The organism is Micromonospora sp. NPDC048909, from assembly GCF_040649635.1.
In the GTDB taxonomy this organism is placed as follows: Bacteria; Actinomycetota; Actinomycetes; order Mycobacteriales; family Micromonosporaceae; genus Micromonospora.
On record NZ_JBEZFU010000001.1, the window covers coordinates 12,342 to 35,107 of the forward strand.

General features: G+C 70.4%; 23 protein-coding genes and 2 tRNA genes. 14 read left to right on the forward strand and 11 right to left on the reverse strand.

What is annotated here, in order from left to right:
* Window positions 1–52 precede the first annotated feature (52 nt).
* Window positions 53–1,156 carry an RNA polymerase sigma factor SigJ gene (gene sigJ, locus AB0C04_RS00070; protein ID WP_357046333.1) on the forward strand — a complete coding sequence of 368 codons (1,104 nt, stop codon included), beginning with the start codon at window positions 53–55 and terminating at the stop codon, window positions 1,154–1,156.
* Window positions 1,157–1,544: 388 nt separating this feature from the next.
* Here sigJ and AB0C04_RS00075 read toward each other — a convergent pair whose 3' ends face one another.
* On the reverse strand, window positions 1,545–1,808 hold the full coding sequence (locus AB0C04_RS00075) for a hypothetical protein (protein WP_357046335.1): 264 nt from the start codon (window positions 1,806–1,808) through the stop codon (window positions 1,545–1,547).
* A gap of 209 nt (window positions 1,809–2,017) precedes the next feature.
* Between AB0C04_RS00075 and AB0C04_RS00080 the strand changes: the two genes are divergently transcribed.
* From AB0C04_RS00080 to AB0C04_RS00115, 8 genes are all read left to right on the forward strand, one after another.
* Window positions 2,018–2,311 (forward strand): hypothetical protein, encoded by a 294-nt coding sequence (locus AB0C04_RS00080; RefSeq protein ID WP_357046337.1) that lies wholly within the window; start codon window positions 2,018–2,020, stop codon window positions 2,309–2,311.
* A 307-nt stretch (window positions 2,312–2,618) separates the two neighbouring features.
* Window positions 2,619–3,143, forward strand: a complete 525-nt coding sequence (locus AB0C04_RS00085; RefSeq protein ID WP_357046339.1) for a hypothetical protein — start codon at window positions 2,619–2,621, stop codon at window positions 3,141–3,143.
* A 43-nt stretch (window positions 3,144–3,186) separates the two neighbouring features.
* Window positions 3,187–3,597, forward strand: a complete 411-nt coding sequence (locus AB0C04_RS00090; RefSeq protein WP_357046341.1) for a VOC family protein — start codon at window positions 3,187–3,189, stop codon at window positions 3,595–3,597.
* 236 nt (window positions 3,598–3,833) lie between these two features.
* Window positions 3,834–4,355: an AraC family transcriptional regulator gene (locus AB0C04_RS00095; RefSeq protein ID WP_357048993.1), complete on the forward strand. Its 522-nt coding sequence runs from the start codon at window positions 3,834–3,836 to the stop codon at window positions 4,353–4,355.
* Window positions 4,356–4,360: 5 nt separating this feature from the next.
* Window positions 4,361–5,020, forward strand: a complete 660-nt coding sequence (locus tag AB0C04_RS00100; RefSeq protein WP_357046343.1) for a glyoxalase — start codon at window positions 4,361–4,363, stop codon at window positions 5,018–5,020.
* A 107-nt stretch (window positions 5,021–5,127) separates the two neighbouring features.
* The gene (locus tag AB0C04_RS00105) at window positions 5,128–5,541 is read left to right on the forward strand and encodes a VOC family protein (RefSeq protein ID WP_357046345.1); all 414 of its coding nucleotides are present in this window, start codon (window positions 5,128–5,130) and stop codon (window positions 5,539–5,541) included.
* A gap of 121 nt (window positions 5,542–5,662) precedes the next feature.
* Complete coding sequence (locus AB0C04_RS00110) at window positions 5,663–6,127, forward strand: YdeI/OmpD-associated family protein (protein WP_357046347.1); 465 nt, start codon at window positions 5,663–5,665, stop codon at window positions 6,125–6,127.
* 215 nt (window positions 6,128–6,342) lie between these two features.
* Window positions 6,343–6,786: a hypothetical protein gene (locus AB0C04_RS00115; protein ID WP_357046349.1), complete on the forward strand. Its 444-nt coding sequence runs from the start codon at window positions 6,343–6,345 to the stop codon at window positions 6,784–6,786.
* Between the two features lie 153 nt (window positions 6,787–6,939).
* Here the strand turns inward: AB0C04_RS00115 and AB0C04_RS00120 are convergent, their stop codons facing one another.
* The 3 genes from AB0C04_RS00120 to AB0C04_RS00130 all read right to left on the reverse strand — a co-directional run bounded on the left by AB0C04_RS00120 (window position 6,940) and on the right by AB0C04_RS00130 (window position 8,530).
* Entirely contained in the window at window positions 6,940–7,635 is a 696-nt protein-coding gene (locus AB0C04_RS00120) for a suppressor of fused domain protein (protein ID WP_357046351.1), read from the reverse strand.
* Window positions 7,636–7,830: 195 nt separating this feature from the next.
* On the reverse strand, window positions 7,831–8,163 hold the full coding sequence (locus AB0C04_RS00125) for a TfoX/Sxy family protein (RefSeq protein WP_357046353.1): 333 nt from the start codon (window positions 8,161–8,163) through the stop codon (window positions 7,831–7,833).
* On the reverse strand, window positions 8,150–8,530 hold the full coding sequence (locus tag AB0C04_RS00130) for a nuclear transport factor 2 family protein (protein ID WP_357046355.1): 381 nt from the start codon (window positions 8,528–8,530) through the stop codon (window positions 8,150–8,152). The genes AB0C04_RS00125 and AB0C04_RS00130 overlap by 14 nt, the downstream gene beginning before the upstream one ends.
* On the opposite strand from AB0C04_RS00130, the gene AB0C04_RS00135 reads away from it, so the two are divergent.
* On the forward strand, window positions 8,529–9,524 hold the full coding sequence (locus tag AB0C04_RS00135) for an RNA polymerase subunit sigma-70 (protein WP_357046357.1): 996 nt from the start codon (window positions 8,529–8,531) through the stop codon (window positions 9,522–9,524). The genes AB0C04_RS00130 and AB0C04_RS00135 overlap by 2 nt on opposite strands.
* Before the next feature lie 761 nt (window positions 9,525–10,285).
* Here AB0C04_RS00135 and AB0C04_RS00140 read toward each other — a convergent pair.
* The 4 genes from AB0C04_RS00140 to AB0C04_RS00155 form a co-directional block, all read right to left on the reverse strand.
* Window positions 10,286–11,155 carry a DUF2637 domain-containing protein gene (locus tag AB0C04_RS00140; protein ID WP_357046359.1) on the reverse strand — a complete coding sequence of 290 codons (870 nt, stop codon included), beginning with the start codon at window positions 11,153–11,155 and terminating at the stop codon, window positions 10,286–10,288.
* Window positions 11,152–12,489, reverse strand: a complete 1,338-nt coding sequence (locus tag AB0C04_RS00145; protein ID WP_357046361.1) for a BTAD domain-containing putative transcriptional regulator — start codon at window positions 12,487–12,489, stop codon at window positions 11,152–11,154. The genes AB0C04_RS00140 and AB0C04_RS00145 overlap by 4 nt, the downstream gene beginning before the upstream one ends.
* A gap of 393 nt (window positions 12,490–12,882) precedes the next feature.
* A tRNA-Arg gene (locus tag AB0C04_RS00150) sits at window positions 12,883–12,955 on the reverse strand.
* A gap of 35 nt (window positions 12,956–12,990) precedes the next feature.
* A tRNA-Ser gene (locus AB0C04_RS00155) sits at window positions 12,991–13,081 on the reverse strand.
* Window positions 13,082–14,165: 1,084 nt separating this feature from the next.
* Between AB0C04_RS00155 and AB0C04_RS00160 the strand changes: the two genes are divergently transcribed.
* Entirely contained in the window at window positions 14,166–14,927 is a 762-nt protein-coding gene (locus AB0C04_RS00160; protein WP_357046363.1) for a hypothetical protein, read from the forward strand.
* Window positions 14,928–15,187: 260 nt separating this feature from the next.
* On the opposite strand, the gene AB0C04_RS00165 is transcribed toward AB0C04_RS00160, so the two are convergent.
* Complete coding sequence (locus tag AB0C04_RS00165; protein WP_357046365.1) at window positions 15,188–15,958, reverse strand: CPBP family intramembrane glutamic endopeptidase; 771 nt, start codon at window positions 15,956–15,958, stop codon at window positions 15,188–15,190.
* Window positions 15,959–16,100: 142 nt separating this feature from the next.
* Here AB0C04_RS00165 and AB0C04_RS00170 point away from each other — a divergent pair, with 142 nt between their 5' ends.
* Window positions 16,101–17,216 (forward strand): globin domain-containing protein, encoded by a 1,116-nt coding sequence (locus tag AB0C04_RS00170; RefSeq protein ID WP_357046367.1) that lies wholly within the window; start codon window positions 16,101–16,103, stop codon window positions 17,214–17,216.
* An 80-nt stretch (window positions 17,217–17,296) separates the two neighbouring features.
* On the opposite strand, the gene AB0C04_RS00175 is transcribed toward AB0C04_RS00170, so the two are convergent.
* Window positions 17,297–18,823: a peptide deformylase gene (locus tag AB0C04_RS00175; RefSeq protein ID WP_357046369.1), complete on the reverse strand. Its 1,527-nt coding sequence runs from the start codon at window positions 18,821–18,823 to the stop codon at window positions 17,297–17,299.
* Window positions 18,824–19,146: 323 nt separating this feature from the next.
* On the opposite strand from AB0C04_RS00175, the gene AB0C04_RS00180 reads away from it, so the two are divergent.
* On the forward strand, window positions 19,147–19,929 hold the full coding sequence (locus AB0C04_RS00180; RefSeq protein ID WP_357048996.1) for an IucA/IucC family C-terminal-domain containing protein: 783 nt from the start codon (window positions 19,147–19,149) through the stop codon (window positions 19,927–19,929).
* Between the two features lie 49 nt (window positions 19,930–19,978).
* Here the strand turns inward: AB0C04_RS00180 and AB0C04_RS00185 are convergent, their stop codons facing one another.
* Complete coding sequence (locus tag AB0C04_RS00185; protein WP_357046372.1) at window positions 19,979–21,802, reverse strand: hypothetical protein; 1,824 nt, start codon at window positions 21,800–21,802, stop codon at window positions 19,979–19,981.
* A gap of 210 nt (window positions 21,803–22,012) precedes the next feature.
* Here AB0C04_RS00185 and AB0C04_RS00190 point away from each other — a divergent pair, with 210 nt between their 5' ends.
* A complete protein-coding gene (locus AB0C04_RS00190) occupies window positions 22,013–22,723 on the forward strand; it encodes a class I SAM-dependent methyltransferase (RefSeq protein WP_357046374.1) in 711 nt (236 codons plus the stop codon).
* Window positions 22,724–22,766: the final 43 nt, after the last annotated feature.

Here is a 22,766-nt window from a genome sequence, read left to right on the forward strand (position 1 = left end):
CGGTGTTTCGTCGGACCGGGTGGAAGCCACAGCCGAGGGAGTCGCCGACACCATGACCACTCAGTCCGGGCCGGGAGACGGTCGACCCGATCCGACCTTGGGCGCGGTCGTGCGCGAGCGGCGTCAGTTGATCAACCTGGCGTACCGGCTTCTCGGCTCGCTGGCCGATGCTGAGGATGTCGTACAGGAGACCTACGCCCGCTGGTACGCCCGGTCACCGCAGGAGCGGGAGGCCATCGAATCCCCCGGCGCCTGGCTGACGAAGGTCGCCAGCCGGATCTGCCTCGACCTGCTGGGCTCGGCGCGGGCCCGGCGGGAACGCTACGTGGGTGAATGGATCCCCGAGCCGCTGCCCGATCGTGCCGAGTGGATCAGCGGTCGTCCGGACGGCGCCACGCCCGATCCGGCCGACCGGGTGACCCTCGACGAGTCGGTCGGCATGGCCTTCCTCGTGGTGCTCGAATCGATGACCCCGGCCGAGCGCGTCGCGTTCATCCTGCACGACGTCTTCCGGTACCCCTTCGCAGAGGTGGCCGAGGTCGTCGGCCGCACGCCCGCGGCATGTCGCCAGTTGGCCACCTCGGCCCGCCGTCGTATTCGCGCGTCGCAGGCTCCCGTGGCTCCGACCGTCCAGCAGGCCGGCCTCGTCAGGGACTTCAAGCGGGCATGGCAGGCCAAGGACATCAGCGCCCTCATCGGCCTGCTCGACCCCGACGCCACCGCGACCACCGACGGCGGCGGACTGGTCAGCGCGATGCTCGACCCGCTCGAAGGCGGCGAGGAGGTGGCGCGCTACACCGTCGAGATCGCCGACAGGGTCGCCGACCTGGTGATCCTGGAACGCACGGTGAACGGTCAACCCGGTCTGGTGGCGCAGCAAGACGGCGTGACCGTGACCGTGATGGCCTTCGACATCGCGGGCGACCGGATCAAGCACATCTGGGCGGTACGCAACCCCGAGAAGCTCCGGCCGTGGACGGTGGGCAGGGAGGCCGTCCGGCTCCACGTCACGCCGTTTCTGGCGGGACACAGCAGTGACGGTGAAGTGCGCCCGAAGGGACTCGATGCCCTGACTGTCTGCGGCCTCTTGCAAACCAGATGCGGAACGCTCGCCGCGCAGCCTTGTGATCGAATGGCCGGCCATGGGGTGGGATGAGTGCCTGGCGGAGTTGCTGGTCCAACTCGGGGACCACGGCCTGGTCGCCTCGATCAAGATGGATGGCGAACGCCAACGGGGCCGCTGGACGGTGTTGGTGTCAGGCTGCCCGCTCGACGGCGAATTCTTGCGGTGGGACGGCGACGACTTGAACCCGGGCTGTCGCGGATGATAACCCAGCTTCAGGCGCGGGTTCCGGGACTACTCGACTGAGCTTCGGATGGGCGGCCGGGAGACGGCGGGATCTACTGCTGTACTTCCCTGTTGCACGGGACGAAAAAAGGGGCCGCCTCGGTCTCCCGAAACGTCCCCTTATCTGCTGTGCGCCCGAAGGGACTCAACCCCAGCCTTTCCGATCCGTAGCCTCGGCAATGCCGTCCGCACGGGTCTACTCGGACGACAGCCAGAGGCCGGAAAGAGCCAAGCCATCGGCAACGCCGTCGAGGACCAGGGAGGTGTTTACGCCGGCCGGAGCAACCCGCGGGTCAATGAACCTGGCACAGAAGTGACGGACGCCGCGCACGGCGACCCTCTGCCGCACCGCGCCCTCGTTCAGCCAGAGGAGATCGCCCTCGCGGATGTCCCCCAGCTCTGGGCGCCCCGTGACCACGATGCCAGCACGAGGAACGGTAAAGGAGTCAGCGATGAGCATCCGAGTCACAGTCACCTCCTTCACAGAGTCTCGGTCCCCGTTGCAAAGATCGAGACAACTGTAGGCCGGCGTCGCTGACCGCCCGTGCCGCCTCAGAGGCGTGGTCATTCTGGCCGCTCGCCGAGACGCATGATGAGTCGAAGGAGCCGTTGCCGCGCCCGGCCCGCGCCCCAACCCGCACGGCTGGCGAGGCGTGGCAGAAGTCGCCCTTGGTCTTCACGACCCGCTATGGAACGCCGATCGAGCCCGCCCCTGACTACAAAGGGCTGCGCACCGGAACGCTCTCGCGCCGTGATCGCCTGATCATGATTCAGGTCGCTGTCCCCGCTGACCTCGGATCGCGCGAGGAGCACGAAGTGTCCCGCTATCTGGCGGACCGGCTTGTGGAAGCCGTGGAGCTGGCCCGGACGACCGTGGTAGGGCGAAAGGCCGCGCTTCCCGTACGCCAGGCGGTTCCCATGGCCCGGTTCGTCGCGGAGCGGGTCGGTGAAGATGTCGGCTGAGGCTGCCTGCACAGGTTCACCCAGCAGGCGACCGGACTGACGGCAGGCCCCGGGGGATCTTTCCCGTGGGGCCTGCTGCTGCCTGGCCACCGAGGGGTCAGGTACGGGGAGATGTGGGCGAGGTCCACGGGGTCGATACGCCACTGGCTCCTGCACAGACCACAAGGCCAGCAACCGATCGAAGCCGATCGGAAGCTTCCGGAACCCCGGTAAGGATGCCTCGGCGTCCTGCCGCCGAACCTCGCCGAAGAAAGCCGTCAGTCATCAGCAGCAGGCGCAGATTCTGGCCGACGACCACGATGTGCGCGTGCTGAAAGACACGGCACGGCGCCAGCACCGCGGACGACTCCAAGACACCTTCCAGAACGCAACCCACGACGATCAGCCTACGAAACGGACACGCGAGCGCGCCCAGCCGCAGATCCGGATGCCCGCGCGGGCATCTTCGCTGCCGCGTGATGATCATTCAATAGTCATGGATCCGGTCCCCAGCTACGACGACTTGATCTGGCTGTTCGAGGCCGAGCCGGTCTATCGGTACGAGGATGACGAGCGTGAGGCCGGTTACGAGTTCGACTGGCGAGAGCTGTGGCCCTACACGGCGGTGACGTTCCACACCAGACGGGCCGGCTACGACGTCGAGATGTACATCGAGCCGGGGTACGAGGTGGTCCGACTCCGGTTGCGGAGCGGTCCGGAGGGTGCCGAGTTACTTGACCTGGATCTAACACACAAGAGCCGGACGGCACCATTCTCGCAAGGCTGTTCGACGACACTGGCGCTCCGCGTGACACGCCCGCGACCGTCCCGTGCGTGTCCGGATCGATCATGAATCGAGAAGCGCGGTTCACGGAGCCGCCCCTAGCCTGCTCACCATGGACATCACCATTCACACGACTTCTCTTCCGCACGACGACCCGGACGCGTCGCTCGCCTTCTACCGCGACGTCCTCGGCTTCGAGGTCCGCAGCGATGTCGGGCAGGGCAGGATGCGCTGGATCACGGTCGGCCCGGCCGGTCAGCCGGGCACGTCGATCCTTCTGGCGCCGCCTGCCGCCGATCCCGGCATCACCGAGGACGAGCGGCGCACGATCACCGAGATGATGGCCAAGGGCACCTACGGCTGGATCCTGCTGGCCACCCCAGACCTCAACGCCACGTTCGAGAAGGTGCAGGCCGGTGATACCGAGGTCGTCCAGGAGCCGACCGAGCAGCCGTACGGCGTCCGCGACTGCGCGTTCCGCGACCCCGCGGGCAACCTGGTCCGCATCCAGGAGCTGCCCTGAGCTGTGCGGGTATCGATGCGGCTGTGCGGGCCGACATCGCGACCACCCATAAGAACGCGGCGGCGCACCACAAACTCCGTACCGCTGCTGTCCGGCAGTTGCTCGACCGGCGGCTGGTCGAGTCCGGCGGGCCGGTCCACACCACCGAGCGTCTGGGGTGCCCGCCGAGGCGGGCACCCCAGACGCTCGAAAACGTCGATGGAAACGGAAGACGAAAGACGAAGGGGAGGGTTCTCATGTGCAAGCCTGAATGGCGGCGTGCGCGCGTCCAGGCGCAGCGCCTGGCTGATCTCGCGCGGCTGCGCCGCGTCCGCGACCGGATCGACAGGGAATACGCGCAGCCGCTGGACGTGGAGGCGCTGGCCCGCGACGTGAACATGTCCGCCGGGCACCTAAGTCGGCAGTTCCGGGCCGCCTACGATGAGTCGCCGTACGCGTACCTGATGACGCGTCGCATCGAGCGGGCGACGGCGCTGCTGCGGCGGGGCGACCTCAGCGTCACCGAGGTCTGCTTCGCGGTCGGCTGCGCGTCGCTGGGAACGTTCACCACCCGCTTCACCGAGCTGGTCAGCATGCCGCCCGGGGTCTTCCGACGCCAGGCGGCGGATGCGGCGGCCGACCATGCCGATGCTGCGGGTACGGCCCGCGATGCCGGGCCGGCGATCACGGTGGAGGGAATGCCGGCGTGCGTGGCGAAGCGAGTCGCAAGACCGGTCAGGAATCGAGAAGCCCCGGCCACCGCGCAGCCCCTAGCGTGATGGTCATGGCAGTCACCACTTCCTCCGCAGCCACCACGTCGCTCGCGTCCGTCACCCTTGAGGTGGCCGACCTCGAGGCCGCCCAGCGCTTCTACAGCGCCTTCGGCGTGGACACGCACCTGCGCCTGCGGGCGTCCGAGGCGCACTCCACCGGATTCCGCGGCTTCACCCTGGCGCTCACGGTGTCCGGGCCGGCCACCGTCGACGGCTTCGTCGGCGCCGCCGTGGACGCGGGCGCCACGGTGCTGAAGCCCGCCGCGAAGTCGCTGTGGGGCTACAGCGGCGTCGTCCAGGCCCCGGACGGGACGATCTGGAAGATCGCGACCTCGGCGAAGAAGGACACCGGCCCCGACACCCGCGAGATCGACGAGGTCGTCCTGCTGATCGGCGTCGAGGACGTGAAGGCCACCAAGCAGTTCTACGTCGGCCGGGGCCTGACCGTGACCAAGAGCTTCGGCGGCAAGTACGCCGAGTTCGCCCCCGGTCAGTCCAGCCCCGTCAAACTGGCGCTGTACAAGCGCCGTGCCCTGGCCAAGGACCTCGGCGTCCCCGCCGATGGCACCGGCTCGCACCGCATCGTCCTCGGCAGCACCACCGACGCCTTCACCGACCCGGACGGGTTCGCCTGGGAGATTGCCGCGTCACTCGCCCCCACGCCGTCCTGACTCCCGGTCCTGTCATACCGATCGACCGCCGAACACGCACCGATGGGACATCCGGGCCCGGCCCGGATGTCCGGCACGAAATACATCTACAGTGCAAGGAGTAAGGCATGAAAGCGCACGTCAGCTCGATCCTTCTTGGCGTCCGGGACATGGACCGGGCCAAGCAGTTCTACACCGAGGGGCTCGGCTGGAAGATCCAGAGCGACTTCGGCATCTCGGTGTTCTTCGAATCGGACGGCGCCTCGCCCGTCGGCTTCTACAGCCGCGAAGGCCTGGCCGACCAGGTGGGTACGGACCCGGAAGGCAGCGGCTTCAGCGGACTGGTTCTGACCTACGTCGTCCGCAGCGAGGCGCGGGTCGACGAGATCATGGCGGAGGCCCAGAAGGCCGGCGCCACGGTCCTCAAGCCCGCCGGCGCTCTGCCGTGGGGCGGGTATGGCGGCACCTTCGCCGACCCGGACGGCTACATCTGGAGTCTCGGCTACAGCGCCCACGGAACCGACCAGCCCTACGCGGAGTAGCCGCGATCTTTGTCCCACAGCCGCCCGGGACGGCAGCGGCACGCGCCCGCTGTCCCGGACGGCTGTGACCCGGGTGCAGGAAGCGGGAGCCGCGATCGGAGCCGGGCGGGCGTGATCCGCGGTGAACCGGCAGGACGAACAGGAGAAGATCATGAAGTTTCGGGCCTACGTTGAGCCACCTGAGCCCATGCGGGGTCTGGAAGTTCCGTCCGAGGTAGTAGCAGCGCTCGGCGGGGGCGCGCGGCCGCCGGTGACGATCACAGTCAACGGGCATTCCTGGAAGAGCCGGGTCGCCCTCCTGCGCGGCCGCCACTTGCTCGGCCTCAGCAATACCAACCGGCGGGCCGCGGGTGCTGCGATCGGCGACGAGGTCGAGGTCGAGCTGGAGCTCGACACCGAGCCTCGCGTCGTCGTCGAGCCTGCGGACTTCGCCCAGGCTCTGAACGACGATCCGGTCGCCCGCGCCGCCTACGACAACCTTGCGTACAGCCACAAGCGCGAGCATGTGCGCGCCATCGAGAGCGCGAAGAAGCCCGAGACGCGCGGACGGCGTATCGAGAAGGCCATCGCCACCCTGCGGGACTGAACCCGAAAGCCAGACTCCGGCGGCAATGCAATCGGTTTCAGGACTGCACGCCCATCGGCATGTGCGTATGCCGGCCGAGTCAGCACTTCGTAACGCCGCGTAGCGCGCGCCTCGCGGCAGATGAGCGCGCCCGGTAGTGGCGCCGTTCGGCCGGCCAGGACCCGAGGCGGGGTATTTCTTGACTCTCGACCCGGTCGAGGGCTGACCCTTCCTGGGTGACGTCTGAAGAGCGCGACCAACGATCAGTCCCTCTCGCGATTGATCTGGAGATGCTGCGGCCGGTACTGCGCGGCGGCTGGGGAGCGGATACCTGCGACCCGCACGATGTGCAGGATTGGCACGCCGGCAACGCAGCCCGTGGTCAATGCGGGGTGACTGCCTTGATCATTCAGGACCTGCTCGGCGGAGAGCTGATCCTCGGCGAGGTCCTCGCCGGAGACGCCAAGGTCGGCTACCACTACTGGAATCGATTGGCCGACGGCCGCGAGGTCGACCTGACAGCTGACCAGTTCCAGCCACCGGAAGTCGTTGTCGGCGGTCAGGTCCAGCAACGCCCGCCGGGCCCACCTCGGCGATGCCGTCAGCAGTACGAGATCCTGCGGGACCGCGTCTTCGTAGCCCTCTACAGCGGCGATCCAACGCAAACCACGCAGCGGTGACGGCCGGCGAACAGGCCGAGCGCGAACGGCGGCTACCAGATCCGTGCATCTGATCTTGTGTTGCGTACGTCGTAGAGGCGCGCGGAGGAGGTACGCGATGACACTCAGACGTTAGCCAGTCTCCGCTTCGGTCATGAGTCGCATGAACAGTTGTCAGGCGTACGAGGGCCGGTCCGGGTCCAGCAGTTCGGTGACACGGCCACGGTCGAGCACCTCGATCAGTGCATTTGTGCCCCGATCGACCTTGACCGCCACCTCCTCCGGGTGCAGAGGGATTAGCGCGAGCAACGCGATCCGGGTGCCGTCGCCGACCTCGATGGTCCGGGCCTCGGCCGGCACATGCAGCATCGGCGTGATGACGACCCCGGCGAAGGGAGTGTTGGGAGCGTAGGGCTGCGCCGGGTCGCCATTCGGCACGGAGTGCCATTCGCCGATCCAGGTCCCGTATTCGTGCGGCAGCCGCGCAACCTGCTTAAGTATCTGCAACGGCCAGCCGGTCCGGTCGTCGTCGAGCCCGGACGCCGCGGTCAACGGCCAATCGGCCGGCAGGCTGAGCATCAGTTCGGCATACGGGCTGATGTCGTGCCCTTCCGGGATCATCATCGGCAGCTCGCTCATCCCTGAGGTGATCAGCGTCCGGTACGGGCGTTCCTCGGTAGGGGCCACGACATAGATGTGCACACCGACCAAGCGTGAAGCGATCTCATGGTAGACGAAATCGACCGGCCCGAAGTGCTCGTCGATGTGTCGATCGATGGCCTCGGCGAAGCCCTGCTGTGCCCCTTCCGCCGGTACGAATCCGTCGCGCAATGCCTGATGCCGAAGGATTCCTGACCCGTGCAGCTCCATGATGACGCAGCCTAGGCCAGGCGCCCACCGAGGGCGCGACCCGAGTCAACTTCTCCGCGAGGCAGGACGTCCAGGGCGGTGAGGGCTGGTTACGGGCAGTCACAGGGGTGCCAGCCGGCAGCGCGCATTGTCTGCGGAGTGAGCGGATGCCCAGCTCACCCGCCGGTACGCGGTACCGGCGGGTGAGCTGACGGCCTACCGGCCTGGCAGTGTAAACGCGTAGGCAAGTCCGCGCCGTACCCAGGTGGCCAGGTCCGAACGCGTGGCACAGGCCTGCTCGGCCACTGTGATCCAGCCCCGCAAGGGCCGGCCGCGCATCATCATCGTGGCGGTACCGGGTTCGGCGAGCATCGCTTCGTGGTCGGCCCGGTCGACCCGCACCATGAGGCCTCCCCCATTGAGTGCGACGACGGCCATGTGGCCGTGCACCAGCCAGGTGAGCCCGCCGAACATCCGCTTTTCGGTCACGCCGGACTGGTCGGCGATGACCGCCCGCACCCGGCCGGCCAGTTCGTCATCGAACGCCATCACCGGCCTGCCGGCGTTGGAACTCTTCGAACGGCAGGCGGTCGAAGATGAACCGGTTGTAGGTGATCTTTCCGTCCCGAACCGTGACGCACTCGGCCGCCGGTGCGCTCTTGGCCGGGATCGTTTCGGTGTCGTACATGAGCAGGGCGGTGCTGTCGTCCCCGAACGCGGCGACCATCTCCGCGCGGATCAGGAACTGTTCCGCGAAGGGCCCTAGAAATTCGCGGTAGGCGTGGATGCCGGTGATCCGTCCGGGTGGAGCGTCTAGTACAACGTGGTCCGCGATGTAGGTCATCGCCGTTTCGAGGTCTTTGCCGGTCCACGCGCGATGGTGGGCTAAGGCGATCTGCAATGCTGGGCTGGTCATGATCTCTCCTTCCGGTGTTGCCTGTTACGACACCGGCGACCCGAGGAACGGAACGGCTGTGACGGGGGTCACGTTCGAGGATCTGGTGGCGGAGCATCGGCGCGAGTTGCTGGTGCACTGCTACCGCCTGCTGGGCTCGGTGACCGATGCCGAGGACGTACTGCAGGAGGTGCTGCTGGCGGCCTGGCGCGGCCTGGATGGATTCGAGGGCCGCGCGTCACTGCGGTCCTGGCTGTACCGGATCGCCACCAACCGCTGCCTCAACGCGCTGCGCGCTCGGGGCCGACAGATCCCGCCCGAGCCGCAGCCGCCGTTCCAGCCGCCGGAGCCCAGCCGCCGCACTCACGTGACCTGGCTGCAGCCCTACCCCGACGCGCTGCTGGAGCACGTGCCCGACACCGACCGCGACCCCGAGGCGCGCTACACCGCCCGGGAGGCGATCGAGCTGGCGTTCATCGCCGCGCTGCAGCGCCTCACACCGGGACAAGCCGCCGTGCTGGTGCTCTGCGACGTGCTCGGGTACCCGCTCGGTGAGGTCGCACCGATGCTGGACACCACACCGACCGCCATCAAAGGTCTGCTGCAGCGCGCACGCGGCGCGATCGAACGCCACCGCGACCCCGCCCACGCGGCGCCACCCACCCCCGGATCGGCGCGCGAACGCCAGATGGTCAACCGCTTCGCCGAAGCCTTCGCCGCTGACGATTTCGACACCCTGGTCAGTCTGCTCACCGACCAGGCATGGCTAGCCATGCCGCCCGCCCCGCACGAGTACCACGGTGTGGCGGCGATCATCTCGTTCCTGCGAACCAGCGCCGCCTGGCGCGTCAGCCAAAGGCTAAGAATCCGGCTACGCCCAACTCGCATGAACGGTCAGCCCGCGTTGGTCTCGCACCTCATCGGGGACGGCACCGAACGACCCGGCGGGCTGATGGTGCTCACCCTGACCGGCGACCGCCTCAGCGGCATGACCCTGTTCCTCCACGACATCTAAGCCCGGTGCCCTGGCGCCTGCTCGACGGCTACGGCTACCGCCACGCCAAGATCCCGAAAGCCCGAACGGGCTGCCACGGTGGCGGTTGAGGCGCCATACCGAAGGTCAAGATCGGATGCAAGGATCTCGGCAGAAGCGTTGCGCCGCCATGCCGATGGCGCATCGCTGGTCACGGAACGTCACGACGGCCACCGACACTACCCATGGGTTTCGCTGAGGCACCGCTGGTCGGCTCGGGAGCGGTTGGAGGTGCGAACTGCCCGCTCTCATCTCAGCGTCCGTCTACACGACGCTGTGCATGTTCAGCTGTACATGGCTGGGCACGTTGACTCGTACGCCGACACCAGCTCGTCCATCAGGTCGTCGAGGCAGGCGCCGTGTCTGTCGTTGGCGGGCGGCCTGACGCGGTCGAACCAGGCTGAGGGGTAGCTGGTTGCGTGAGGCCCGGTGTGGAGTCGGCGCCCTCAGCGTCGGAGGCGCTCTCGGCTACGTCGCTGACGTTGTCGCCGGTGACGGGTGGCGGGTGGCTGGCGGCGGCCAGTACCGGCGGACGGTGCGTTCAGACCGGCCGATCCGCGCGGCGATCTCGGCTGGGTGCAGGTTGGGCTCACGCCGATACCAGTAAGCCACCGCGCTGGCGGTCTCCGGCGGCACGGGTCCCCCGTCGGAGACCGCGCCGTCTGCTGTATCCGTCTCCGTCCTGGGTTCCTTGTCCGGCCTCCGTGGCGGTGGCTCCACGCGCTGGGCGGCGTCGAGCCGATCTAGCGGCTGTGGGTTCGCGAATCGCTGGTGCGATCGCGCGGAGCGGGACGCCTTCCCGTTGGCGGTGTCGGCGGGCGTGGCGGGGTCGCTGGCATCGGCCGCCTGCGGCGGCTGGTCATTGCCGCGTGCAGCGGAATCAACGTTGGCCGTGTTTCCGGCATCCTGGCGGGCACCGTCAGGTGCCGCAGTGGGTGCGCCGGTCGTTTCCTGCGAGGCGGTTGGCACGGTGACGGCTCTGACCGGCCGTCGAGTCCGTGTGCCGGCTGGCGCGGCCTCCGCCCGAGCGGCGGGGCGCTGCTCGGGAGCGAGTGTGCTGGGCGCGCCGATCGCTGTCGGATCACGTGGGTGGTGGGCTCTGTGGCGGCCGGTGGGGATTCGGGCGACGCGATGAGCGCAGGGTGGTGGTCAGGTGTCGCCGCGCGGATCCTGGCGGTGAGCTCGACGAGGCTGACGCTGGCGACGATGACGAGTCCGTCGACGGATATGGGCAGCAGGTATGCGGCGGCGGCTTCAGTTTCCCCGTACCGGGTGGCGACGCCGACGAGGTGCCAGTAGCTGACCCAGGTCGCGATGGCGGCGATGATGGCCGTCGCGGTGATCCGGATGGTGCCGAGGGATCGGCGGTGGTGCGGGACGCGGGAGATCAGTTCGACGGTGAGTAGCAGCGCCAGTGGTGGCCATGCGGCGATGATCTGGCTGATCGGGTTTGATTGGGCGTGCAGAACGTTTGCCGCCACGGAGGTGGCGACGCCGAGGGTGAGCGTGGCGCGTACGGCCCAGCGCAGCCGCCGCAGATGCGCGCCGGTGTCAGCCGACGCCGCGGCGCCGGCGGTGGTGGTCGGATTGCCGGTGTGCGGTGCGGTGTTCATGCGGACGCTCCGTCTGTGAGGGCGGAGCGTCGTGTCCGTGCGTCGCGGCCGGCGCGGCGTAGGTCGGCGGTGAGCTGGTCGGCCAGGGCGAGGGTGTCGTCGGCGGGTTCGGCGTCGATCTCGGCGAGCCGGCGGGTCAATGTCCGGCGTAGCGCGCGGATGGCGTCGGGGTGGCCGAGTTGCGCGCGGGCGCGCATGGCGGCCTGGTACAGCGTTTCGGCGTAGGGGTGTTGGCTGATCGCGGCGTCGAGGACGGCGAGTTGCTCGGTGGGTTGGCCGGTGAGTTCCTCGGCGAGGGCCACGGCGGCGTCGAGGGCGTCCTGGCGGATCTTCTCCCGGTAGGGCTCGAGCCATTCGTATTCGCGGCCCTCGGCGAGTGGTTGGTAGGTGTCGACGGCGCGGCGCAGTGCCGCGATCCGTTCGGGTTTGGATCCGGCGGCGTCGGCGGCGCGGATCGCTGTGCGCATCCGCCACAGGTCGATGTCGAAGCGTTCGGGGTTGAGTTCGTATCGGCGGTGGGGGTAGGTGAGGTAGGTGCCGGGGCCGCCGTTGTGCCGCAGGACGCCGCGCAGGTCCGAGACGTAGGTGTGCAGCCGGTGCACGGCCTTGCTGGCGGGCGCGTCGGGCAGCAGGTCGTCCAGGATCGCCTCCGTGGACGCGCTGCCGTCGCGGACCGCCAGATACACCAGCAGTTCGAGGGACTTCGCGCGCAGGCTGCGCTGCGGGTCGCCGTCGACGATGCCGGGTATCCCGAGCACCCTCACCGCCGCCCTTCCCGGCTGCGTCGTCGGCTCGGCATCGACGTCCCGGCCGGCTGCGGCTGGGGACCGCCCGCCGACGGCAGCCCTGCGGTGGTTGATTGTCGCCGTCGCGTCGGCTGTTGGGCGGGCGTCGCCGCCCTGGCTGGCTGCGGCGCTCAGCTCAACGGGAACCGAGACGTCGGTGATGCCAACGGCACCCGCCGCAGACTGTGTCTTGTAGGTGTCGCCGCTCCGGTCGTGGCCGGCCTCCACGTCCTGCTCGGCGTCGGCGTCCGTGTCAGCCGGTGCGACCACCGGCGTGTCTGTCGGTGTGGCCGCGGCCGCCGAGGTTGGAGTCGCGGCCTGGAGCGGCGGTGGTGCGGGTTCAGTCGGGGGCGTCGGCTGGGGTTGGCCGGTGTGCGACTCGGCGAGGGTGGCCACCAGGTCCGCGGTTTCGGCAGGGGTGAGGATCGCGAGCCGGCCGACGTCGGCGGGATGCCTGCCAGGGCGCTGGCTCTCTCCGTCGGCGGGGGTGGTGACGCCGTCGTCGGCCACCATGACGGTGTTGCCGTCGGACCACGGGCCGAGCAGCACCCCCTGGATGTCCTCTCGGCCGTCACCGCCGATGCTCGCAGGGCCGATGCCTCAACCCGCCTCGCCACCCTGCGCCGGCCCACGAATGTGCTCGCCGAGTTCTAAAGGCGCTAAAGCCAGCGCGAGCCCGTAGGCGTCCAGTGCGCGACGGTTGGGGGCCTGCACCGGGATGCCATACCACTACGAGCGGATGGCTCTCCCTCGTCTACCCCACATCGCACGATCGAGTCCGTGGAGCGAACTCGGCCATGGCTACACCGAGAGAGACGGACGGGCCGGGACGTACGACAGCCTCGTCGTACGAGCACCATTCGAGCACCAATGCGCCCATCGGCACCGTACGACAAACGGCGCCTGACCGGCTTTTAGCAGGTCAGGCGCCGTTTGATCTTGTGCGCCCGAAGGGACTCGAACCCCTAACCTTCTGATCCGTAGTCAGATGCTCTATCCATTGAGCTACGGGCGCTGGTGCTCGGCCAGTCTACACACCCGGCCTTCGCGCGGAGACTCCGGGATTCGAACCCGGGAGGGGCTTTAAGACCCCAACCGCATTAGCAGTGCGGCGCCATAGACCAGACTAGGCGAAGTCTCCTCGGTGGCCCGCAGACCACCGCGCCCGAGGATACAGGTCGCCACCCACCGGGAGCAAAGCGACTTCCCCAGTGCTGCCGGGGCAGCCCACGGCGCCCGCGATTCCACGCTGTGCGCCAGCGTGATCGGGACTACGCTCCATCGATATGCAGGAGCAGCCCCCGAGCGAGCCGACCCGCCGCGAGCCTGCTGAGCGTGCCCGGCGGCGCTCCCCGAAGGCGACCTTCACCCCGCCGTCCCTCCCACCGGCCGCCGTCGAGCCGGCACCGCCGGCCGCAGAAGACGGTAGGAAACGAGCCCGGCGCGGCAAGGCCGCCCCGCCGGTGCTGTTCCGGCCGCCCGATCCCGATCAGCCGCTGCCCCGGCAGCCAGGCCCGCGGAAGAGGGCGGATGCGGCGAGCGTCACACCCGCCGAGGAGTCGGCACCTGCCGCCGATCGGACCCAGCGCTCCCCGAACGCCGCGTCCGCGCAGCCGGTGACCGCCGAAGCGGCTGCCACCCCGCTGGCGAGCACACCGCAATCGCCCCCGCAGACCGAAGCGGCCACGGCAGCGGCACCGCCCGGTAACGCGCCGGCGACGCCAGCGGCGGCCGAGCAGCCGGCGACGCCGAGGAAGGCCGGCGGAACGAGGAAGGCGGCTCCCGGCACCAAGCAGACCCCGGCCCGCCGGGCAGCCCCGGCCGCACAGGCGGCCGCGATACTGCCCGCCGCAGCGCTGGCAGCCCCCGTCGAGGCAGGTGCGAGCGCGGAAAGGGACTCGGTTCCCGCCCCGGAGCAGCGCGGCTACTTGCGCGGCGTCGCGCCGGAGGCACCTGCCGCACCAGAGGCAGCGCTCACACCGGAGGCAGCGCTCACACCGAAGGCGGCGCCCGCAGCAGAGTCGGCCGCCGCCACGACGGCGGCGTCCGCATCTACGGAGAGCGCGACACCGGCCCGTAAGGCGGCAACTGCCCGAAAGGCAGCGCCGGGCCGGAAGGCAGCGCCAGCGCGGAAGGCAGCGCCAGCGCGGAAGACAGCTCCGGCGCGGAAATCGACAACGGCTGGAAAGGCGACGTCGGCCGGGGACGCGGCACCGGCCGCGAAGGTGGCACCGGCCGAGGAGGCGGCACCGGCCGAGGAGGCGGTCCGCGCATCGAAGGATGCCCCCCACCTCACGAAGGCGGCGACGATCGGCAAGGCGCCCGTACCGAGGAGCGCGGCGGGCACGCCCTCGCAGCCGGAGCTGCGGGTGCTCACCGGGCGGGTGCTCGAGCATCCCGGCTTCGCGCCGGAGTTGCTGGCGCTGGCCGCCGTGGAGGCGCTCGGCCCGGGTGCCCGGGACTGGGCCGAGCGGCTGCGGTCGGCGTACCCCGAGGCGTCGCCGGACGGGCTGGCCCGGCTGGCCACCCGGCGGTTCGTCCGGCTGGCCGGCGTGGGCGGGGCGGGCGCGGCGCTCGCCGGGTTCTTCGCCCCGTTCGCCGAGCTGGCCGCGGTGCTCTGGACCCAGGCCAACCTGGTGCTGCACCTGGCGGCGGCGTACGGACGGGACCCGGCCCACCCGGACCGGGCGGCGGAGCTGCTGGTGCTGACCCAGGTGCACCCGGACGCGGCGAGCGCGCGTACCGCGCTGGATGCGGCGCGGGCGGCGGACGAGCCGGCCGACGCGCCCTGGCCCCGCGCGGCGGAGGCCGCCTGGCGGCTCGCGGCGCCGCTGGCCGCGCAGGCCGGTGGCTGGTTGGCGTTGCGGTTGGCGTCCCGGCTGCTGCCGGGCGCGGCGGTCCTCGCTGCGGCGAGCGGCGACGCGGCGGCGGCCGAGCGGCTGGCGGCCCGCGCGGTCACCACCTACCGGCCGGCCCGCACCGGCTGACCGGTGGACGACCCGGCTGGACTGGCGCGCGCGACGGAAACACCGATGCACCGGCTCAGGCCGGCGGATGATCCACTTCAGGTCGCGGAAATGGCGGTGTCCCGGCGTGTGCGACACCGCAATGTCGCCGACTCGGAGTCGATCATGCGCCGCCGGGAGCGACCCGGGCCGCGCCAGACGCGCGGACGGCGGGCGACGAGGACCGGCCGGGCGAGGACGGGCGGCGGCGAGGACGGCCGGCGGCGAGGACCGGCGGGCCGTCAGAGCCAGTCGAACCAGGACTGGGGCAGCAGCGAGTAGCCCACGAAGGCGACCACGTCGAGCAGGGTGTGCGCGACGATCAGCGGCATCACCCGCCGGGTACGCAGGTAGAACAGGCTGAACACCACGCCCATCACGGCGTTGCCGAGGAACGCGCCGAAGCCCTGGTAGAGGTGGTAGGAGCCGCGCAGCAGGGCGCTCGTGGCGATGACGGCGCCGAGCCGCCAGTGGAGCTGGCGCAGCCGGGTGACCAGGTAGCCGACCACGATCACCTCTTCCAGTACCGCGTTCTGCACGGCGGCGAGGACCAGCACGGGCACCGCCCACCAGACCTCGGGCAGCGCGGCCGGCACCAGGGTGGCGTTGACGCCGAGCTGCGCCGCCGCCCAGAACAGGGCGAGGCCGGGCAGGCCGATCAGCGCCGCCAGCCCGGCGCCGCAGGCCAGGTCCGACCCGGGCCGTCCGACGTCCAGGCCGAGCGTCCGCACCGGGTCGCCGGGGTCGCGGCTCAGCAGGTGTACGGCGAGCAGCACCGGCAGCAGCGCGAAGACGATGCCGAGCAGTTGGTACGTCAGGTCCAGCCACGGCCGGGCCGACGCGGAGGTGTTCAGCGCGGCGGTCTGCTTGGAGAGCCCGCCCTCGGCGGTCAGCTTCGCGATGATCGAGACGACCGCGTAGACGGCCGACTGGCCGAGGGAGAGGCCGAGGACCAGCAGCGTCTCGGTCCCCAGTATCCGGCGCGACACCGGGCGGGTGAGCTCAAGGGTCACGGCACCACTCTGCCTGACGGAGCTGCCCCTCGACACGGGCGAAGACCCCTCGCGAGCCGATCGCACATTCTGTGCGACCGGTCGGCACGCTCCGTGGAGATTCTATGGGCGCCCATTCGCCGTCCGGAGAAGGAGCGCGCCCGTGGACAACTTCGCGCGACTGCTGAAGGAGAGCTGGACCCTGGTCGAGGAGCACCGGGAGCGGCTGAGCGGTCATTTCTACGCCCGGCTCTTCCTGCTCGACCCCGACCTGCGGCAGCTATTCCCGGTGCAGATGACCGGTCAGGGTGACCGGCTGCTGGAAGCGATCATCACCGCGATCCACACCGTCGGCGACCCGGAGAGCTTCGACGAGTTCCTTCGGGCGCTCGGCCGGGACCACCGCAAGTACCAGGTCGACGCCGAGCACTACGCGACGATGGGTGTCGCCCTGCTGGACGCCCTGTGCAGCACGGCCGGCGACGGCTGGAACCTGGAGTACGACCAGGCGTGGGGGGACGCGTACTCGGCGATCTCGGAGAAGATGCTGGCCGGGGCGGCAGCCGACGAGAACCCGCCGTACTGGCACGCCGAGGTGCTGACCCACGAGCGGTACGGCCCGGACAGCGCCGTGCTGACCGTCCGCGCCCTGCAGCACCCGTTGCCGTGGAAGGCCGGCCAGTACGTGAGCCTGGAGGTGCCGCGGCACCACCCGCGGGTGTGGCGGACGTACTCGGTGGCCAATGCGCCGAACGACGAGAACGTGTTGGAGTTCCACGTCCGGTCGCCCGGGGCCGGCTGGGTGTCCGGGGCGCTGGTCCGCCGGGTGAAGCCGGGCGACCTGCTCCGGCTGGCCGCGCCGATGGGCTCGATGACCCTGGACCGCGCCTCGGAACGGGACATCCTCTGCGTGGCCGGCGGGGTCGGGCTCGCTCCGATCAAGGCGCTGGTGGAGGAGCTGACCAGCTACAACCGGACCCGCTGGGTGCACGTCTTCTACGGTGCTCGCCGGCCGGCGGACCTGTACGGGCTGGCCGGGCTCCAGGAGCTGGTCGCGGCGCACCCGTGGCTGTCGGTCACCCCGGCGTGCAGCGAGGATCCGGACTTCGACGGCGAGCAGGGGGACATCTCCGACGTGGTCGCCCGGTTCGGCCCGTGGACGGCGCACGACTGCTACGTCTCCGGCTCGGCGCGGATGGTCCGGTCCACCCTGCGGGTGCTCGCCGCGGACGACGTCCCGCCGCCGCACATCCGGTACGACACCTTCGGCGAACTCTAGGAACTTTCCTCCCCCCATCCGGGGCGCGTGCCCCTGCCCCCTGGGGCACGCGCCCCGGACCCGCTCCACAGCGGCAGAGGTCAGTACCGCCACGGGTGACCGGTTTCGCGGTACTCCTCCACCGGCACCAGCGGCACCCCGGGCGTCATCCGGTCCACGTAGAGCCGCCCCTCCAGGTGGTCGATCTCGTGCGCCACCAGCCGGGCCATGCCGTACTCGAACGAGGTGATGATGCGGCTGCCGTCCCACTGGGCGTGTTCCACGTCGACGCGCAGCGGCCGGGGGACCAGCCCGCGGTGGTCGAAGAAGGAGAGGCAGCCCTCGTACTGCTCGTCGGTGTCCGGAGAGACGTCGACCACCCGGGGGTTGAGCAGCACGACGGGCTCGGCGGCCCGGTCCGGCGGCCGGACCACCGCCGCCGCCCGGCCGACGCCGAGCTGCGGCGCCGCGATGCCGACTCCCTTGCTGAACGGATGCAGTTCGTCGAGGCGGACCAGCGCGGCGGAGAGCCGCTCGACCAGGTCCCGGGCGACCAGCTCTTCGGCGGGCAGGTCGAGCGGCCGCGCCGGCTGGCGCAGCAGGTCGGCGCCGCGCTGCAGCACCCCGGCGGCGCGCATCCGGTCGCTCGGGCGGATCCGCCCGGTCGGCGTGGTGTCGTGCTCCGGCTCGGGCCGGGCCCGGAACCGCCACTGCATCCGGTATCGGGCGTTCAGCGGCGGATCGTCCGTCTGCCAGTCGAAGACCGCGCGGTCGCCGTCGTCGTGCCGCTGGACGGGGGTGCGCAGCGGGCCCTCCTCCGCCGAGAGCGAGGTCTCCGCGCCCCAGACCTGCGGGTCGAGGGCCGCCGGCAGGTCCAGGCGTACGGCCAGATGTCGGGTGGGCAGCCGAACCGCCCGCTGGAACCAGGGCCCCCACTTCTCCGCCCCCACCTGGTAGGCGTACTCGATGGTGGCCCGGTCGCCCGGATAGAGCGGAAACCGCCGGTCGCCGTTCTCGAAGAGCAGCCAGATCTCCTTGAAGGCGTCCCGGTCGTGCTTGGCCCGCCAGTGCATCGGCTCGCGCTCGCCGCCGCCGTCGTCCCGGTGGGCGCGCAGCTGCAACTCGGCGAAGGTGAGCGGGTGCTCCCGGTGGTGCCGGTTGGAGCGGCCCGGGTCGTTGGGGTAGCGGTCCACCGCCACCCGGACCAGGTAGCGGGTGACCGGCTCGGTGCCCGCGTTGTACAGCTCCCGCCGGATCACGCACCGGTAGCCGTCGTCGGCGTGCACGAGGGTGGCCAGCTCCCGCTCGACGACCAGGCCGGTGCCGGGCGGCAGCCACTGCCCGGGCAGCGGCAGCTCGCGCTGGGCCTGCCCGTTGCGGGCCTGCCGCAGGTCGTCGTACTCGCGGAAGCGCTGCCAGATCGCGCCGCTGGCCTCCAGGACGGCCTCCGCGCGCCGGGCGAAGTCCTCGGTCGGGCGGTGCCGCCGCCCCTCGACGTGGCTGACGTACGACGGGTCGAAGCCCATCAGCAGGGCCAGCTGTTTCTTTGAGAGTCCCCGCGTGGTCCGTTGGCGGGCGAGTTCGGCGGCGAAGGAGTCGGCAGCACGATCGAGGGGTGAGGTCGTCATCGGCTTCCTCGTGGCCGGGAGTCTCAGTTTCACGTTCCGTGGCGAGGCGCACACGGAACTGCCACTTTGCCGACACTCTGCTTGACAATCCACCGATGGCCGTCGATCCTGCCGCGCTCGCCGGACGCGGCACGGCGTTTCTCCGGCCCGGCCGAGGGTAGTACCGGCAGGGCGTCGAGCAGGACTTACGGGCCGGCGCCGGGTGACCCAGGACTCTCGATCCGGCCGGGATCGGACCTTCCTCAGACCGGCAAACTGTGGTTAGGCTAGCCTTAGCTCAACGATCCGCGTTGGGGACAGGGGATGATCTAGTGACAGCGGTGATGCCGGGGCGGGATCTCACCGCCACGCCGCTGGCCCCGGTCACGGCAACCATGCGCGCCATGTTCGGCACCGACGACGTGCCCGGGCTCGCCCCTGGCCTGCTGGTCGCCGACGAGTTCGGCTGGGCCCCGGCGACCACCCTGGTCGACGGCACCCGGCTGCCCGAGTTCCTGCACTCGGCCACCCAGCGCTGGGGCGGCACCCCGCACGCCTGCGCCGCACTGGCCTGGAAGTCGTACAGCTACTGGACGGCGCTGCCGGTGGTGCTCGGTTGGGCCTCGGCCCGGCGGGTGCCGCTGCTCGACCCGTCCGACGTGCTGATCCACTTCGAGGACCACCGGCCGCTGGTCACCCTCGGGCTGCGCCGCTCGACGACCGTCGCGGTGCTGCCCAGCGACCCGCTGGCCCTCGCCGGCAATCCCGAGGTACGGGTCGTCGCCGGCGAGGCCGAGCTGCTCGCCGCGCTCCGCGCCTCGCTGCTGGACGCCCACCTGGCCCCGATGATCGCGTCGATCCAGGCGGAGGTGCGGATCGGCACCCGTACCCTGCTCGGCTCGGTGGCCTCCGGCATCGCGCACGGCGTCCTGCGGGCCACGGACGTCCTGCCCGGCCCCTCGGTCGAGACCATCGACGCGCTGCTCGGCGCGCTCGACCTGAGCGACCTGGTCGAGCTGGTGCCCGGGCCGGCCGGCGAGCCGACCGTGCAGCGGCGCACCTGCTGCCTGGCCTTCACCCTGCCGCGGCCGAAGGTCTGTCAGGGCTGCTGCGTCCGTCAGGACTGACGCGGCGCGGGTCGGCCACCGGCCCGCTCGCCTCGCTCGGTGGGCCCGCTCACTCGGTCAGCGGTCGGACGTCCCAGACCCAGACGCCGCCGCGGTAGACCGGTTGGATCCCGGTCAACTCCGTCATCCCACGACGCAGCGCGTCCGCGTGCCGGTGCGGCCCGAGGATCACCACGCCGGCCCGCCAGAACCGCAGGTCGTCGACCGCGTTCACCCGGCTCTGCGGGGCGATCGGTGGCACCGCGCCGGTCTGCCGGATGACGGTGAAGAAGCTGCTGGTGGGGCGGGGCGGAGCGGTGAAGAGGGCGACCCGGCCCTCCTCGGTGCCCGGCCGGGTGTCCGGGCCGAGGAAGTAGCCGCGGGCCAGCGGCAGGTCCAGCCGGGTCGCGGCCGACCAGCGCAGCGGCTCGGCGTAGTTGGTGTCCGGCAGCGGCAGGGTCACCACGCTGCGCCCGCCGGTCACGTACGGCCGCCACGCCCCGGAGGTGACGAACTCGGGGACCGGGTCGAAGTGGGTCGCCGGCAACGGGGTGGGCAGGAGGGGCAGCAGGGCCATGGCGAGCATGGTCAGCGTCGCGAAGCGGATCTGCGGCCGGGCCACCGGGTGCCGGGCGGCCAGCGTCCGCGCTCGCTCGGCGCCGTAGGCGAGCAGCAGCCCGACGATCGGGGTGATCGCCAGCGCCCACCGGGTCGGCACCACCGAGTGCAGGATCGGCAGGCTCTCCAGCGGCGCCCAGAGACTCGGCACGCCGGTCTCCCGCCCGTCGAAGATCACCTCACGGCCGAGCGAGAGCACCGCGAAGAGCAGTCCGAGCACGGCCAGGCCGAGCACCACCACGTTGCGCCGTAGCCACCAGACCAGCGCGATCACCAGCACCACCAGTGGCCAGCCGAAGAAGCTGTTCTCCTCGGTGGGGTTCTTGGCCAACCCGGCGGCGGTCCGGGGGCTGCCGGCCAGTGACTCACGCGAGTACGCCACGAACGACGCCAGGTCGCTGGAGTAGCCGCGGATCAGCCGGGGCAGCCCGGTGTACGCCCCCGGTCCGAAGAACTGGACGTAGAGCGGGTACGCGAGCAGCACCAGGGCGACGGCGGCGGCGACACCCAGACCGGCGAGGAAGGGGCGCGCCTGCCGACGCAGTTCCGGCCGACCGATGGCGAGCGCGGCCACCACCGCGCCCAGCCCGATCGCGACCATCAGCAGCACCTCGAGATTGAGGAACGCCTGCCAGACGATCACCAGCGCGAGCAGTACGCCGTTGCGCAGCCAGCGGCCGGGCTCAGCGAGGCGCAGGGTCCGCCAGATGATCAGGGGCACCACGAACTGCGACACGATGTTCGGGTGGGCGTTGGCGTGCGACACCATGGCCGGCCCGAACGCGCAGAACGCCGCCCCGAGCCAGGCGGGCCCGCGCGTGCCGACCAGCACCCGGGAAAGCAGGAAATACCAGGCCACGCCGGTGGCGATCATCCCGAGAGTGAGAAAGAGCAGGAACGAGGTACGGGGTCCGAACAGGATCGTTATCGGCGTCATTGGCAACGACACGGATAATACGGACGTATTGGCCATGAGATTGACGCCGTCCGGAACGTTCATCCGGTCCGAGGTGAACGGATACGCGAAATGCGTGACCACCCGCGCACCGTGCGCCATCATCCATTCGAACTGCGCCTGATCGGAGCGGTTGTCCCGGACCCCGTTGCGCGGGTCGAGCCAGAGCCGCGCGGTGACCCAGAAGCCGAGCGCGACGAAGCTCAGCACGGCAAGGGCATCGATCCGCCGCCCCCGCCCAGCGTCGTCGCCCCGGTCGGGCCCGCCCTCCGCCCCGGCACCGGAAGCGCCGACGGGGAGGTCCGAATCAGGAGTAGTCATAACAATTCATAGCGTAGTCAGCGTATGGCAGCACCGTGACATGTTTCGGGGTACTGCCGTACTATGTGCCGGGTTCGCTGACCGCCGATCACGTGCCACCCCCCGACCGCAATTCGGCGACCACGTTGCCCCGATTCTTCTGCCCCCCGCGCGGATGATTCACTCTGTCGGTCAGGCGCGGGTCGAGTTCATACCGTGAGGAATCGACGCATGGCAGAAATCACTGGGGACCAGCGCGTCCAGTCCGAGGTGCTGGAGGGCCTTGCGACAGCAGTCAACCACCGCCGCTGGTTCGTCGAGCTGGCCGTGCCCTACCTGGGCGACAACCCCATCGAGATCGGCAGTGGGCTCGGCGACTACGCGCTGGAGTGGGCCGAGCGCCTGCCTCGGTTCACCGCCACCGAGGCGGACCCGGATCGGCTGGTCCAGCTCAAGGAGCGGCTGGCCGAGCACCCCGGCATCGACGTGCGGGAGATGTTGCTGCCGCACTCGGAGCGGGGTGACTACAGCGCCGCGGTGTCGTACAACGTGCTGGAGCACATCGACGACCACGTGGGCGCGCTGAGCAGCATGCGCGAGCTGGTCCGGCCCGGCGGAGCGGTGATCATCATTGTGCCGGCCTTCCAGTTCGCGATGAGCCCGGCGGACATCGCCACCGGGCACGTGCGCCGCTACACCAAGAAGACCCTCTCCGCGGCGATGACCGACGCCGGGCTCACCGTGGAAAAGATCCACTACGCCAACGCGCTCGGTCTGCTCGGGTACTTCATGGCGACCAAGGTGTTCCGGCTGATGCCGAAGGAGGGCCCGATGGTGAAGGTCTACGACACCGTCGTGCTGCCCGCCACCAAGGCCGCCGAGCAGCTGGTCCGCCCGCCCTTCGGGCAGTCGGTCTTCGCCGTGGCCCGGGTCCCGGCCTGAACCCGCTCTGCTGGTCGACCCCGCGGTTGGCGGTCAGCCCGCC